This window comes from Mesorhizobium sp. B2-3-14 (assembly GCF_006442175.1).
GTDB lineage: Bacteria > Pseudomonadota > Alphaproteobacteria > Rhizobiales > Rhizobiaceae > Mesorhizobium > Mesorhizobium australicum.
Map to the genome: position 1 here is coordinate 25,237 of NZ_VFVP01000012.1, position 14,068 is coordinate 39,304.

At 63.3% G+C, this 14,068-nt stretch carries 9 protein-coding genes and 1 tRNA gene; 5 read left to right on the forward strand and 5 right to left on the reverse strand.

Annotated features, from left to right (window positions below):
- Positions 1-48 precede the first annotated feature (48 nt).
- Together FJ950_RS24720 and FJ950_RS24725 are read right to left on the reverse strand one after the other, a co-directional pair.
- A tRNA-Val gene (locus FJ950_RS24720) sits at positions 49-123 on the reverse strand.
- A 115-nt stretch (positions 124-238) separates the two neighbouring features.
- Entirely contained in the window at positions 239-601 is a 363-nt protein-coding gene (locus FJ950_RS24725) for a response regulator (protein ID WP_006199474.1), read from the reverse strand.
- Positions 602-763: 162 nt separating this feature from the next.
- On the opposite strand from FJ950_RS24725, the gene FJ950_RS24730 reads away from it, so the two are divergent.
- Positions 764-1,705: an N-formylglutamate amidohydrolase gene (locus tag FJ950_RS24730; RefSeq protein ID WP_140619365.1), complete on the forward strand. Its 942-nt coding sequence runs from the start codon at positions 764-766 to the stop codon at positions 1,703-1,705.
- A 370-nt stretch (positions 1,706-2,075) separates the two neighbouring features.
- Complete coding sequence (hisN, locus tag FJ950_RS24735; protein WP_140619367.1) at positions 2,076-2,849, forward strand: histidinol-phosphatase; 774 nt, start codon at positions 2,076-2,078, stop codon at positions 2,847-2,849.
- A 139-nt stretch (positions 2,850-2,988) separates the two neighbouring features.
- On the opposite strand, the gene FJ950_RS24740 is transcribed toward hisN, so the two are convergent.
- Positions 2,989-3,966, reverse strand: coding sequence for an alpha/beta hydrolase (locus tag FJ950_RS24740; RefSeq protein WP_140619369.1), 978 nt, complete (start codon positions 3,964-3,966; stop codon positions 2,989-2,991).
- A 479-nt stretch (positions 3,967-4,445) separates the two neighbouring features.
- Here FJ950_RS24740 and FJ950_RS24745 point away from each other — a divergent pair, with 479 nt between their 5' ends.
- Entirely contained in the window at positions 4,446-4,913 is a 468-nt protein-coding gene (locus FJ950_RS24745) for an Hsp20 family protein (protein WP_013893124.1), read from the forward strand.
- 80 nt (positions 4,914-4,993) lie between these two features.
- Here FJ950_RS24745 and FJ950_RS24750 read toward each other — a convergent pair whose 3' ends face one another.
- Positions 4,994-6,046 carry a low specificity L-threonine aldolase gene (locus tag FJ950_RS24750; protein WP_140619371.1) on the reverse strand — a complete coding sequence of 351 codons (1,053 nt, stop codon included), beginning with the start codon at positions 6,044-6,046 and terminating at the stop codon, positions 4,994-4,996.
- Positions 6,047-6,518: 472 nt separating this feature from the next.
- On the opposite strand from FJ950_RS24750, the gene gltB reads away from it, so the two are divergent.
- On the forward strand, positions 6,519-11,252 hold the full coding sequence (gene gltB / locus FJ950_RS24755; protein ID WP_140619373.1) for a glutamate synthase large subunit: 4,734 nt from the start codon (positions 6,519-6,521) through the stop codon (positions 11,250-11,252).
- A 138-nt stretch (positions 11,253-11,390) separates the two neighbouring features.
- Complete coding sequence (locus FJ950_RS24760; RefSeq protein WP_140619375.1) at positions 11,391-12,845, forward strand: glutamate synthase subunit beta; 1,455 nt, start codon at positions 11,391-11,393, stop codon at positions 12,843-12,845.
- On the opposite strand, the gene FJ950_RS24765 is transcribed toward FJ950_RS24760, so the two are convergent.
- The gene (locus FJ950_RS24765) at positions 12,842-14,032 is read right to left on the reverse strand and encodes a DUF459 domain-containing protein (protein WP_083882972.1); all 1,191 of its coding nucleotides are present in this window, start codon (positions 14,030-14,032) and stop codon (positions 12,842-12,844) included. The two genes, FJ950_RS24760 and FJ950_RS24765, sit on opposite strands and share 4 nt — an antisense overlap.
- Positions 14,033-14,068: the final 36 nt, after the last annotated feature.

The following is a 14,068-nucleotide window of genomic DNA, read 5'->3' on the forward strand; positions in this document are numbered from 1 at the left end:
CGCCAGGATGCTCGCGCCATTATGCAAGGTCCGAATATCTGGGTTGGATGGTGGGCGTGACAGGGATTGAACCTGTGACCCCTGCAATGTCAATGCAGTGCTCTCCCGCTGAGCTACACGCCCATCCGAAGCCGCGCATACACCATTTTTGGTCAGGCGCGTCAATAGCAGGAAAAGAGGAAAAACACGTCGTCCCGCCGCGGCTGTGGACCGACGCCGGCGGCTTGCGAAAGGCGGTTCAAGCCGCCTGCAGCATCTTCTCGACCTCGTTGACCAGATCGCGCAGGTGGAAGGGCTTGGACAGCACCTTGGCGTCTTTCGGCGCCTTGGAATCCGGGTTCAGCGCGACGGCGGCAAAACCGGTGATGAACATGACCTTGAGGTCGGGATCGATTTCGGTGGCGCGACGCGCCAGTTCGATGCCGTCCATCTCCGGCATGACGATGTCGGTCAGAAGCAGCGAGAACGGTTCCTCGCGCAGCCGCTCATAGGCGCTGGCGCCGTTGTCGAAATCGCTGACCTGATAGCCGGCGCGCTCCAGCGCCTTGACGAGGAACCGACGCATATCGTCGTCGTCTTCCGCCAGAAGAATGCGTGCCATGTTATCCCGTCCGAATCACCCGCCGGAGACTGCCGTGGGGCAGGCCCGTTAACCATCCTGTATATGAGGAGGTGAGAGTAAACATCAAGTGAACGCGGACGCGCCTGACCCACATTTGCCCAGCGGCACGACCGCCGAAATGCTGGACATGCGGTCAGCAAGGTGGCAGTTTCATGCCATGATGCACTGGTGTTTTCGGGTTCGTTCAAATTGAAGACGGCAGCCGAGGATTTTTCGGTCTTTCCACCCTTCGAAATCCGGTCGGGCGCCGAGCAGCGCGTCCCCTTCCTTTTCAACTCGCCGCATAGCGGCCGCTACTATCCCGAACGCTTTCTTGCCATGGCAAGGCTCGATCGCAATGCCATCCGCCGCTCGGAGGATTGCTATGTCGACGAGTTGTTCGGCGGCGCCGTGGCGCTCGGCGCGCCGCTGCTGGCGGCGAATTTCCCGCGCGCCTATCTCGACGTCAACCGCGAGCCCTGGGAACTCGACCCGCGCATGTTCGCCGAGCCGGTGCCGTCCTTCTGCAACATCCGCTCCGCGCGCGTGGCCGGCGGGCTCGGCACCGTGCCGAAGCTGGTGGGCGAGGGGCTCGACATCTATTCGGGCCGCTTGCCGCTCGCCGAGGCGGTTGCCCGCATCGAGGCCGTCTACAAGCCCTATCACGAAACGCTGAAGCGGCTTTTGACCAGGACCCACGCCCGGTTCGGCTTTGCCGTGCTGATCGATTGCCATTCGATGCCGGCGAGCATCCGTGTCGGCGACAGCGGGCTGCGGCCGGATTTCATCATCGGCGACCGTTTCGGCATCTCGGCCACCGCGGCCCTGACCGAAACCGCGATCGGCCTATTGACCGCGATGGGCTATACGGTTGCCCACAACAAGCCTTATGCCGGCGGGTTCATCACCGAGCATTACGGCCGTCCGGCGCGTCATTTGCATGCGCTGCAGATCGAGGTCAATCGCGGGCTCTACATGAATGAGCGGACATTCGAGAAAGCCGCCGGCTTCGACGCGCTGGCCGACGACCTGACGCGGTTTTCAGCCGACCTGATGGCGATGCCGGACCATCATTTCATCGATCTGCCGCTGGCTGCGGAGTGACGACCACGCCTTGTCTCATGCGTGCCACCGCCCAAGATTTTTGTGTGCTTCTTTGGACGGCCCGCTCCAGGAGCGGCCGTGAAAAAAAGACCGCATCGTTTGCACGATACGGTCGAAGTCTAGGGAGGAAACGCCCAAGGAGGGCATGGACAGGAAACCCTGTCCAAGATTGAGGGTATTGTGCAGCGCACAAATGTCAAGCGACGTTTAGGCTTTTTTAATTCAGAGTGATGTGGAAATTGCGTTTCGATCACGTCGGAGTGACATTCCGGCAACAGTTGTCGCGGCGGATAAATCAATAAACAAGCTTGTCTTGGCGGGGAAGTCGCGGCAGGCCCGGCTCGGGCGCGCTGCAAAGCGGGAGAATCAGTTGGACATCAGCATCGATTTCATGCGCCGTATCGCGCAAGCGGCGGCGGCGGAGACCTTGCCGCGCTTCCGCGCCCAGGGCGCGGTCGCCAACAAGGAAAAAGGCAGTTTCGATCCGGTCACGGAGGCCGACCGCGAGGCCGAGCGCGCCATCCGGGCGCTGATATCGGCTGAGTATCCCGACCACGGCATCCTGGGCGAAGAGCACGGCAGCGAGAACATCTCCAGCCGGCATGTCTGGGTGATCGATCCGATCGACGGCACGCGCGCCTTCATCTCCGGCCTGCCGGTGTGGGGCACGCTGGTCGGGCTGACGGTCGATGGTGACGCGGTCGCCGGCATGATGGCACAGCCTTTCACCGGCGAGCTGTTCTACGCCAACGCTTCCGGTTCCCATTATGAGGGGCCGGGAGGCCCCCGCAAGCTGACGACCCGCAAGACGACGAAGCTGGCCGAGGCCACGTTGTTCACCACAACGCCGGCCCTGTTCAAGGGCGAGGCACGCAATCGCTATGACGCGTTCGAGCGGCAAATCCAGCTCGCCCGTTATGGCGCCGATTGCTATGCCTTCGCCATGATCGCCTCGGGGAGCGTCGACATCGTCGCCGATCCTGGATTGAAGCCCTACGACATCGTGGCGCTGATCCCGATCATCGAGAAGGCAGGCGGGGTCGTCACCACTTTCGACGGCGGACCGGCGGAGAATGGCGGCGACGTTCTGGCGGCCGCGACACCGGAGCTTCATGCCGCCGCCATGGCTGCCCTGCGCGGCTGACATCGCCTCCGGTCGGCGGCTTCTCGAGCGCTGGAATGCCGCCGGCGTATGCCCATAGGTCTGCCTGAACGCCGCCAGCGCCGCCTTCCTGAAAAAGGGAGTGTCAGCTACGCCCTCTCGCGGAAGAGCCGCAGGCCTGTCAGGCTGTCGGGTCGTCTGAGCCGGGGACGAAGGCGTCGAAGGCAGCGAAGAATTGTTCGCGGTAGAGATCGGCTTCCTGCAGGATTTCGTGCTTGGCGCCGTCGATCATCAACAGCGAACCCAGCCTCAGATTTCTCGCATATGCCTCCACCGCCCTGGTCGAGACGACCTGGTCGGCGCCTGCGGCGATGATCAGCAGCGGCACCTGAATGCGGGCCATGAAGTCGGGGTCGCTGATGGCTGCCGACGCCTTCGCCGCCGCCTGCAGCCAGCGGATCGTCGGGCCGCCGAGCGCCATTTGCGGATATTCTTCATAAATGCGCGTGTTACGGCGATAGCGTTGCGGATCCGATGTCACCTTGTTGGCTTCGAAGGGCAGCGTGTGTCTCGGCCTTGGACCCCAGGCGGCATAGAGCCAGCCGAGCCCCAGGGCGCAGAAAAACGAACAGATCCGGCGCACCGTCCCTATCGAGACCGGCAGGTCGGGCAATGTCAGGAACGGCGCGATCAGCACCATGCGCCGCACGCGGTTTACCATCGACGGCGCGGCAAGCAGCGCGATCACAGCGCCGGCCGAATGGGCGAGGATATAGTACGGTCCGCGGCAGTCCGGCAGCACGATCTCTTCGAAGAACTGCTCCAGGTCAGCCGTATAGTCGCGGAACGACCTGACATAGCCACGCTGGCGATCGCGGATCAGCCTGTCCGAACCGCCCTGACCGCGCCAGTCCAGGATGGCGACACCAAAGCCACGCGCGGCAAGGTCACGGATGGTCTCGAAATATTTCTCGATGCACTCGTTGCGGCCGCCGAGCAACACCACGGTGCCCCGCATCGGCCGCGCCACCCCCGCGAACAGGCCATAACGTATTTTCTTGCCGTCGCGCGTGGTGAAAAAGCCGCCCGTGGCGTTTTCCGGTCGCGGATTGCCCTCGGTTTCGTGGAAGAGCGGAGTGTCGTGGAAAAGATCCGTCATTCGGCGCTTTGTGCTCGGCGTCCTTGCGCGCCAGCCGGTCGCGGCTGGCCTCGTCACGGTGATAGACGCCAACACATCAAAAGCAAAGCAAATCCGGGTTATGGAGGACTGAGACGGGTCAGGCCGGAAGCGGCTTTGAGCGCGCTTCCGGCCCCTGTCGATCCGGGAGGAAGGGACGTTAACACCCGGTTCGGCCTCGTTGCGGCACCTTCGCAGATCCGGCGCCGCCAATCCTTGATCTTGAAAGCCACTTTAGCGCGGGCTGTCTGAACGGGCGCCGAAGCACCGGTTCATCTGCCGTTCATCAAAGGTTGGCCGCCTCGTTCTTTTTTGCCGTCAAACGAAACTTGAAATGCTTTCGAGCGCTCCCCAGATGTGGGTTGCGGTCGCCAATCGGGGCCGCTGGTCCTCCCGAAACGCCGCTCGCGGGTTTCGCACCGACCATACGCAAACCATGTTGCTCAACAGGAGAACACCTCATGCGTCACGTTGATTTTTCCCCGCTTTACCGTTCGACCGTCGGCTTCGACCGTCTCTTCACCATGTTGGATTCGCTTGCGCAGCCCGACGGCGCGCAGACCTATCCGCCCTATAACATCGAGCGCACCGGCGAGGATTCCTATCGGATTTCGATGGCCGTCGCCGGCTTCTCGGACGAGGAAATCTCGATCGAAGCTCACCGTAACGTGCTGACCGTGAAGGGCGAGCGCAAGGACGAGGGCACCGGCGAGGGTTCCGAACTGCTCTATCGCGGCATTGCCTCCAGGGCCTTCGAGCGCCGCTTCCAGCTTGCCGATCATGTTGAAGTCGTCGGCGCCGCGCTGAAGAACGGCCTGCTCTTCGTCGACCTCAAGCGCAACATTCCCGAAGAGCTGAAGCCGCGCAAGATCGCGATCACCTCGGCTCCGGCCAAGGCCAAGCAGATCGAGGCCAAGACGGCAGCCTGACGACCGCATAAAATCTAAAGTCTCCTCCCGAGACGGAAGCGGCGCCGCGAGGCGTCGCTTTTTTGTCCGAAGATTGACTGTTATCCGGCGATCAGCTGGCCAAAGCGGTCGACTTCCTCAGTCGTCGTGGCAAAGCTGGTGACGAAGCGATAGAGCAGTTCGTCCTCGCCGATATGGCCGTCAAAACCATGCGGCCTGTGCCAGTCATAGAAGGCCGCGCCTGCAGCCTGCAGCCTGTCTGCTTCGGTTTTCTCGATCACCGCGAACACCTCATTAGCCTGCGGCAGCCAAGCGAGCTTTGCCGTGGCCGAATCCTCGATCGCCGCCGCAAGGCGCGCGGCCATGGCGTTGGCATGCCTGGCGGTGTCGAGCCACAGCCCGTCCTTGAAATAGGCTTCGAACTGCGCAGCGACGAAGCGCGACTTCGAAAGCAGCTGTGCGGCACGCTTGCGCAGGAAGGCCAATTCCTTGGCACGGTCGAGGTCGAACAGCACGATCGCCTCAGCACACCAGCAACCGTTCTTGGTACCGCCGAAGGACAGGACATCGACCCCGCGTTTCCAGGTCATTTCGGCCGGGGTGGTGTCGAGCGCGGCCAGCGCATTGGCAAAGCGGGCGCCATCCATGTGCAGTGGCACGGAATGCTGTTTGGCGATGGCCGAGATCGCGTCTATGTCGTCCAGACCATAGACGGTGCCGACCTCGGTCGACTGGGTGATCGAGACCGCCATCGGCCGGCCCCAATGGACAACCTCGCTTGCGAAACGGCCGATCGCCCTGTCCAGATTGGGCGGGTCGATCTTGCCCAGGGGGCCGTCGACGGCGTGCAGCCGCGAGCCGCCGGAAAAATACTCCGGCGCGCCACATTCATCCTCGATGACATGCGATTCTCGGTGAGCGAAGGAAATGCCGCCCGGCTTGTTGAAAGCGGTCAACGACAGCGAATTGGCGGCGGTGCCGGTTGCCACGAAGAACACCGCGACCTCGCGTTCGAAAATTTCACTGAAGCGCTGATAAACCGCCTCGTCGAGGGCGCTGTCACCATAGGCGGTGGCAAAGCCGCCGGCCACGGCCGACAGGCCGGCAACGATATTGGGATGGGCGCCTGCCCAATTGTCGGAAGCGAAGAACATGTATCTGCCTGTGTTGGGGAAATCAGCCGGAGTTGACCGGTTTAACGCGCCGACCGCAAGGGCCAGGCGCCGGAAAACCGTTGAAGCCAGCCAACGTGGCGGCAAGCGTCGGCGACTTAAGCTTACGTTTTTCTCCAACTCCGTGTAATTTTATGTCGCGGAAGCTCCAAGTTTTTTGTGAATCGGTCTTGTGCGCGTTTCGGAATTCTGCCATAAAAATTTAGGACAGTAGTGCTGTCTTATTTTGTCGCACAAAACAGGCCGGATTGGCGTAACATATTGGCCTCTCCGGCTGTTGCCGCGAGCGACAGGTGGACGGCCGGACGCTGGCCTGTACGATACCAGATGCGAAGCATGCGAAAAGCCGCATGGTTCGAAAAGGATTTCGCAAGACGTGCCGCAAGGATCAGGGTGAGCCAAGCGCTTGCCGAGGCAAACCAGCGCCTGAAGGGCTGGAATGGAGGACAGGACAATGACGGAATTGACGCTCTCTGCGACGAACGGCCAGGCCGCGCAGACGAAAGCGGCTCCCGTCAAAAATACCTCCACCAAAAATTGCGCGACTGCCGGCGGCTTGACCGCCCAGGGCCTCTACGATCCACGCAACGAGCATGACGCCTGCGGCGTCGGCTTCATCGTCAACATGAAGGGCGTAAAGTCGCATCAGGTCGTCAAGGACGGGCTTGCCGTGCTCGAGAACCTGACGCATCGCGGTGCCGTCGGCGCCGATCCGCTGGTCGGCGATGGCGCCGGCGTGCTGGTACAGCTTCCGGATCTTTTTTTCCGTGAGGAGATGGCGGCACAAGGTATCGAACTGCCACCGGTAGGCCAGTACGGCGTCGGACACTGGTTCATGCCGCAGGATGCTGCCCTTCGTGCACATATCGAGGAGATAATCGCCGAATCGGCGCAGTCCGAAGGGCTGCCGCTGCTCGGGTTCCGCGACGTGCCGGTCGACAATTCGTCGCTATCGAAGGCGCCTGACATCGTCGCGTCCGAGCCGTTCCACCGCCAGGTCTTCATCGGCCGCACGGCCGACATTACCGACGACGAGGAATACGAGGCAAGACTTTATCTGCTGCGCAAGGTCATATCGGGCCGCATCTACGCCGAGAACGACAACAAGGACATCGGTGCCTACTGCGTGTCGCTGTCGGCGCGCACCATCGTCTACAAGGGCATGTTCCTGGCTTATCAGGTCGGGGCCTACTACAAGGACCTCAAGGACCCGCGTTTTGAGACCGCGCTGATCCTCGTCCACCAGCGCTTCTCGACCAACACCTTCCCGTCGTGGAAGCTGGCGCATCCCTACCGCATGGTCGCGCATAATGGCGAGATCAACACGGTGCGCGGCAACAACAACTGGATGGCGGCGCGCCAGGCGTCGGTCGATTCCGAACTGTTCGGCAACAACATCTCGAAGCTCTGGCCGATCTCCTATGACGGCCAGTCCGATACCGCCTGCTTCGACAATGCGCTCGAGTTTCTGTTCCAGGGCGGCTACAGCCTCAGCCACGCCATGATGATGCTGATCCCGGAAGCCTGGGCCGGCAACAAGCTCATGGATGCCGATCGCAAGGCCTTCTACGAATACCACGCCGCGTTGATGGAGCCTTGGGACGGGCCGGCGGCGGTCGCCTTCACCGACGGACGCCAGATCGGCGCCACGCTGGACCGCAACGGCTTGCGCCCGGCACGCTATATCGTCACTGACGACGACCGCGTCATCATGGCTTCCGAGGCCGGCGTGCTGCCGGTGCCGGAAGAGAAGATCGTCCAGAAGTGGCGGCTGCAGCCCGGCCGCATGCTTCTGATCGACCTTGGCAAGGGCCGCATCGTCCCCGACGAGGAAATCAAGTCGGAGATCGCGACCAAACACCCCTACAAGACCTGGCTTGCCAATACGCAGCTCATCCTGGAAGATTTAAAGCCGGTCGAGCCGCGCGCGCTGCGCAAGGATGTCAGCCTGCTCGATCGCCAGCAGGCGTTCGGCTACACCCAGGAAGACACCAAACTATTGATGTCGCCGATGGCGACCACCGGCCAGGAAGCCGTGGGCTCGATGGGCACCGACACGCCGATCTCGGCGATGTCGGACAAGTCGAAGCTGCTCTACACCTACTTCAAGCAGAATTTTGCCCAGGTCACCAACCCGCCGATCGACCCGATCCGCGAGGAACTGGTGATGAGCCTGGTGTCGTTCATCGGACCGCGGCCGAACATCTTCGACCTGGTCGGCAATTCGCGCCGCAAGCGGCTCGAAGTGCGCCAGCCGATCCTGACCAATGGCGATCTCGAGAAGATCCGCTCGATTGGCCACACCGAGGACCGTTTCGACACCAAGACGATCGACATCACCTATGGGTCGAGCGAGGGTGCTGCCGGCATGCAGGGAGCCATCGACCGGCTGTGCGAGCGGGCGGAAGCGGCAGTCGCCGGCGGCTACAACATCATCATCCTGTCCGATCGCCAGCTCGGACCGGACCGCATCGCCATTCCGGCGTTGCTGGCGACTGCCGCCGTGCACCACCATCTGATTCGCAAGGGGCTGCGCACCGCGGTCGGCCTGGTCGTCGAATCGGGCGAGCCGCGCGAGGTGCATCATTTCTGCTGCCTTGCCGGCTACGGCGCGGAAGCGATCAATCCCTATCTCGCCTTCGACACCTTGCTCGACATGCACAAGCGCGGCGAACTGCCCGAGGAGGTCGACGCCTATGAAGTGGTGTCGCGCTACATCAAGTCGATCGGCAAGGGCATCCTCAAGGTGATGTCCAAAATGGGCATCTCGACCTATCAGTCCTATTGCGGCGCGCAGATCTTCGATGCCATCGGGCTGAAGACCGATTTCGTGCAGCAATACTTCACCGGTACCGCGACACTGATCGAAGGCGTCGGACTGGATGAGGTCGCGGGTGAAACCGTCAGCCGTCACACGGACGGTTTCGGCAGCGATCCGGTGCTGCGCAACAGCCTGGAGGTCGGTGGCGAATACCTGTTCCGCATGCGCGGCGAGGCGCATATGTGGTCGCCCGACGCGGTCGCCACCTTGCAGCACGCCGTGCGCCAGGGATCGTGGGAGACGTTCAAGGACTATTCGGCGCAGATCGACAGCGAGACGGCCCGCGCCCAGACCATACGCGGCCTGTTCAAGATCAAGCTGGCGGATGAGACCGGCCGCACGAAGGTCGCACTCGACGACGTCATGCCGGCGGCCGACATCGTCAAGCGCTTCTCGACCGGGGCGATGTCGTTCGGCTCGATCTCCAGGGAAGCGCACACCACGCTGGCGCGTGCCATGAACCAGATCGGCGGCAAGTCGAACACCGGCGAGGGCGGCGAAGAGGCCGATCGCTATCTGCCGCTGCCAGGTGGCGGCAAGAACCCCGAACGTTCGGCGATCAAGCAGGTCGCGTCGGGGCGTTTCGGCGTGACGGCGGAATACCTTGTCAACTCCGACATGATGCAGATCAAGGTGGCGCAGGGCGCCAAGCCCGGCGAGGGCGGCCAGTTGCCCGGCCACAAGGTCGACGCAACCATCGCCAAGGTTCGGCATTCGACGCCGGGCGTCGGCCTGATCTCGCCGCCGCCGCACCACGACATCTATTCGATCGAGGATCTGGCGCAGCTGATCTACGATCTGAAGAACGTCAATCCGGCGGCCGACGTCTCGGTCAAGCTGGTGTCGGAGGTTGGTGTAGGCACGGTCGCGGCCGGCGTTGCAAAGGCGCGCGCCGACCACATCACCATCTCTGGCTATGATGGCGGCACCGGTGCGTCGCCGCTGACCTCGCTCAAGCATGCCGGCAGCCCGTGGGAAATGGGTCTTGCCGAAACGCACCAGACGCTGGTGCTGAATGGCCTGCGCTCGCGCGTGGCGCTGCAGGTCGATGGCGGCCTGCGCACCGGGCGCGACGTCATCATCGGCGCGCTGCTCGGCGCCGACGAGTTCGGCTTCTCGACCGCGCCTTTGATCGCGGCCGGCTGCATCATGATGCGCAAATGCCATCTCAACACCTGCCCGGTCGGCGTCGCGACGCAGGATCCGGTGCTGCGCAAGCGCTTCAAGGGTACGCCCGAGCACGTCATCAACTTCTTCTTCTACGTGGCGGAAGAGGTGCGGGCGCTGCTCGCCGAAATGGGCTTCACCCATATCGACCAGATCATCGGTGACGCCGACCTTCTGGAAAAGCGTGACGTGATCCAGCACTGGAAGGCGCGCGGGCTCGATTTCTCGAAGATGTTCTACAAGCCCGATGCGCCGCATGAAGCGGTGCACTGGACCGAGCGGCAGAAGCATCCGATCGACGATGTGCTCGACCGCAAGCTGATCGAACTGGCCAAACCCGCGCTGGAGGCCAAGCAACCGGTCAAGATCGAGGTCGACATCCGCAATGTCGACCGTTCGACGGGCGCCATGCTGTCGGGCGAGGTCGCCAAGCGCTTCAAGCACAAGGGCCTGCGCGAGGACACGATCCAGGTAAAACTCACCGGCACGGCCGGCCAGTCCTTCGCCGCCTTCCTGGCACGTGGCATCTCGTTCGAACTCGTCGGCGCCGCCAATGACTATGTCGGCAAGGGCCTGTCGGGCGGGCGCATCGTCATCCGGCCACCGGAAGAGGCAAGGATCGTCGCGGCCGACTCCATCATCGTCGGCAATACGGTGCTCTATGGCGCGACCGAGGGCGAGGCCTATTTCGCCGGCGTCGCCGGCGAGCGCTTCGCGGTGCGCAATTCGGGCGTCGCCGCGGTCGTCGAGGGCGTCGGCGACCATGGCTGCGAATACATGACCGGCGGCGTCGTCGTCGTCATCGGCAAAACCGGCCGCAACTTTGCCGCCGGCATGTCGGGCGGTGTCGCCTATGTGCTGGACGAAGCAGGTGATTTCGCCGAGCGCTGCAACATGGCCATGGTCGAGCTGGAGCCGGTGCCGGAAGAAGACGATCTGATGGAAAAGCTGCTGCACCATGGCGGCGATCTCGACCACAAGGGCCGCGTCGATGTGTCCGGCGACATGACCAGTCATGACGAAGAACGGCTTTACCAGCTGATCTCGAACCACGTGCACTATACGGGTTCGGTGCGCGGCCGCGAGATACTCGACGACTGGGCTATTTTCCGGCCGAAATTCCGCAAGATCATGCCGGTCGAATACCGCCGCGCGCTGATCGAGATGGAACGCATGCGCATGGGCGTCGCGGCCGAATAGATTTGATAATTGCCGGGGGGCCCAGGCTTCCCGGCCCCTTCATCGACAGTTTGACCTCGGGCTCAAGGTTGCCACGGCTGCCTCAAGAGGTTAACGGGTGCGGCGAAACCGCACCATCTGGACAGCAGGAACTGGACTATGGGCAAGGTAACAGGCTTTCTCGAAATCGACCGGCAGGTGCACAAGTACCAGCCGGCCTCCGACCGCATCCGGCATTTCCGCGAATTCACGCTGCCGATGTCGGACAAGGAAGTCGAGAAACAGGCCGCGCGCTGCATGGATTGCGGCATTCCGTTCTGCCATGGGCCAACGGGCTGTCCGATCCACAACCAGATCCCCGACTGGAACGACCTCGTCTACAACAGAGACTGGGACAACGCGATCCGCAACCTGCACTCGACCAACAATTTCCCGGAGTTCACCGGCCGCATCTGCCCCGCGCCTTGCGAGGAAGCCTGCACGCTGAACCTCGAGGACATTCCGGTCGCCATCAAGACGGTGGAGCAGGTGATCGCGGACAAGGCTTACGAGACCGGCCACATCAGGCCCTATCCGCCGGAGAAGAAGACCGGCAAGCGGGTCGCCATCATCGGCTCCGGCCCAGCCGGCATGGCGGCCGCCCAGCAGCTTGGCCGCGCCGGTCACGACGTGCATGTCTATGAGCGCGAGAGCCGCCCCGGCGGGCTGATGCGCTACGGCATCCCCGACTTCAAGATCGAGAAGCATTATATCGACCGGCGCATCGAACAGATGCAGGGCGAGGGCGTCACCTTCCATTGCGGCGTCAATGTCGGCATCGACATGCCGGTGGCTGAACTCCTCGCCGAACATGACGCCGTGCTCTATTGCGGTGGTTCGGAAACGCCGCGCGCTGCCGGTATTCCCGGCGACGATCTCGGCGGCGTGCATGACGCGATGCCCTATCTGGTGCAGCAGAACCGCCGCGTCGGCGGCGAACCGATCCAGTCGGTGGCATGGCCGTCGCATCCAATCATCGCCGGTGGCCAGCACGTCGTCGTCGTCGGCGGCGGCGACACCGCGTCCGACTGCGTCGGCACCGCCTTCCGCCAGGGTGCGGTGCGCGTCACCCAGCTCGACATCCGTCCGCAGCCGCCCGAGAAGGAAGACAAGCTCTCCGTCTGGCCCTACTGGGCGACCAAGATGCGCACCTCGTCCTCGCAGGCCGAGGGCGCCGAACGCGAATTCCAGGTGGCGACGCTCGAATTCATCGGCGAGGAAGGCCAGCTTACAGGCGTGAAGTGCTGCGAGGTCGACGACAAGCGCAAGCCGATCGCCGGCACTGAATTCGTCATCCGCGCCGATCTCGCCTTCATCGCCATCGGCTTTGCTGGCCCGGCGATGGCGGGCGTTGCGGCGGAACTCGAGGGGGAGATGAAGATCACCACCGACAGCCGCCGTTCCAGGAATGTCGAGGCCAATGACCGCGATTACAGGACGAGCGTCGACCGGCTCTACGCGGCGGGCGACGTACGCCGTGGCCAGTCGCTGGTCGTCTGGGCGATCCGCGAAGGCCGCCAGGCGGCACGCTCGATCGACGAGGCGCTGATGGGGACGACCGTCCTGCCGCGTTAAGGGCTGATCGCCGTGGTGGTGTCGGACGCTGCCGCTGTCGCCGGACTTGCCTTCGGCGGCCGGGAAAAGTCGTCGGCGCGGCCTGGGGAAGCCTCCGGCGCCTTGCCCTCGATCACCAGCCTTTCGCCAGGAAGAGCCGGATTGGCCTTCGGCGGTGGGGCGGCGCCGAGCAATTCTGTGCCGCCGTCGAGCGCGGGATCGCTGAGCAGCATGGGTTGGGTGCGATCGATGACGATAGGCGCGGCCGCTGGAGCGGGGGTCTCGACCGGTGCGCCCGCCGGCGCCGTCGTCGGTGCCACGCTTCCCGGCGCGGCCAGTCCAAGGATCTTAAGCAGCGGCTTTTCGGTGTAGAAGGCGAGCTTGCGCTTGCCGGCTTTGGACACGTTGATGCCGTCATCGGCGCGCAGTCGCACCGGCTGACCGTTCATGTCGGGGCCAGAGGTGACGAAGGCGCCGTTCTCGTCGACGAAGCCGTCCCAGACATCGACGAATTCGCCGCCGTGGCTTTCGGCGGCCTTGTGGTAGATGTCGTTGAAGGCCAGCATGTCGGAGGTCATCTTCGGCACCCGGAAGGCCGGCATGCCGACCCACAGGAAAGGCACCTTGGCGGTGGCGATTGCCTTGCCGAGCTCATCGGTGCGGCGCTCGTATTCCTTCGTCCAGTTTTCGGAGCGGGGCTGTTCGCGTACGTCGCCGACCTTCATCTGCTGGCGGTCGTTCGACCCAAGCATGACGACCACCGCGGCGGGTTTTTCGGTGTCGATCAGCGATTTGATCTGTTCGGGCCAGTTGTAGAAATCATCGCGCACGAAGCCTGACGAGCCATTGCTGCGGACCACGATCCTGACGCCGGTATTCTCGGCGAAGGCTTCGTCCAGACCCTCGGCGAGGCCGGCCGCCATGAAGTCGCCGACCACCAGGACGGTGCGGGCGTCCGGCGCTTTTTCGACCACGGGCGTTGCCGGCTCCTCTGGTGGGCGAGGCGCACGCGGTTTCTTCTTGGGCTTAGGTCTCGCCTTCTGGATGTCCTGTGGCGGCTCGACCCGCTCGCTGCGGCGCGGAAACAGAAGGTCGCGCAATGACCAGCCCCGGCTTTGCTGCGGCTGTTCCTGCGCCATGGCTGGGGCATGGACGGCTCCGGCCACGGCAATGGCGAGCACGGCGAAGGCCAGGATCAGCACCGGCATGCGACGGACGAACGTCCCGATGCGCGTAGGCCAAAC

Bases quoted from the DNA above. Each gene is read 5' to 3' on its own strand.
- FJ950_RS24765 (WP_083882972.1), bottom strand. From the start codon at position 14,032: ATGCCGGTGCTGATCCTGGCCTTCGCCGTGCTCGCCATTGCCGTGGCC.
- FJ950_RS24750 (WP_140619371.1), bottom strand. From the start codon at position 6,046: ATGTTCTTCGCTTCCGACAATTGGGCAGGCGCCCATCCCAATATCGTT.
- gltB (WP_140619373.1), top strand. From the start codon at position 6,519: ATGACGGAATTGACGCTCTCTGCGACGAACGGCCAGGCCGCGCAGACG.
- FJ950_RS24760 (WP_140619375.1), top strand. From the start codon at position 11,391: ATGGGCAAGGTAACAGGCTTTCTCGAAATCGACCGGCAGGTGCACAAG.
- FJ950_RS24740 (WP_140619369.1), bottom strand. From the start codon at position 3,966: ATGACGGATCTTTTCCACGACACTCCGCTCTTCCACGAAACCGAGGGC.
- FJ950_RS24725 (WP_006199474.1), bottom strand. From the start codon at position 601: ATGGCACGCATTCTTCTGGCGGAAGACGACGACGATATGCGTCGGTTC.
- FJ950_RS24745 (WP_013893124.1), top strand. From the start codon at position 4,446: ATGCGTCACGTTGATTTTTCCCCGCTTTACCGTTCGACCGTCGGCTTC.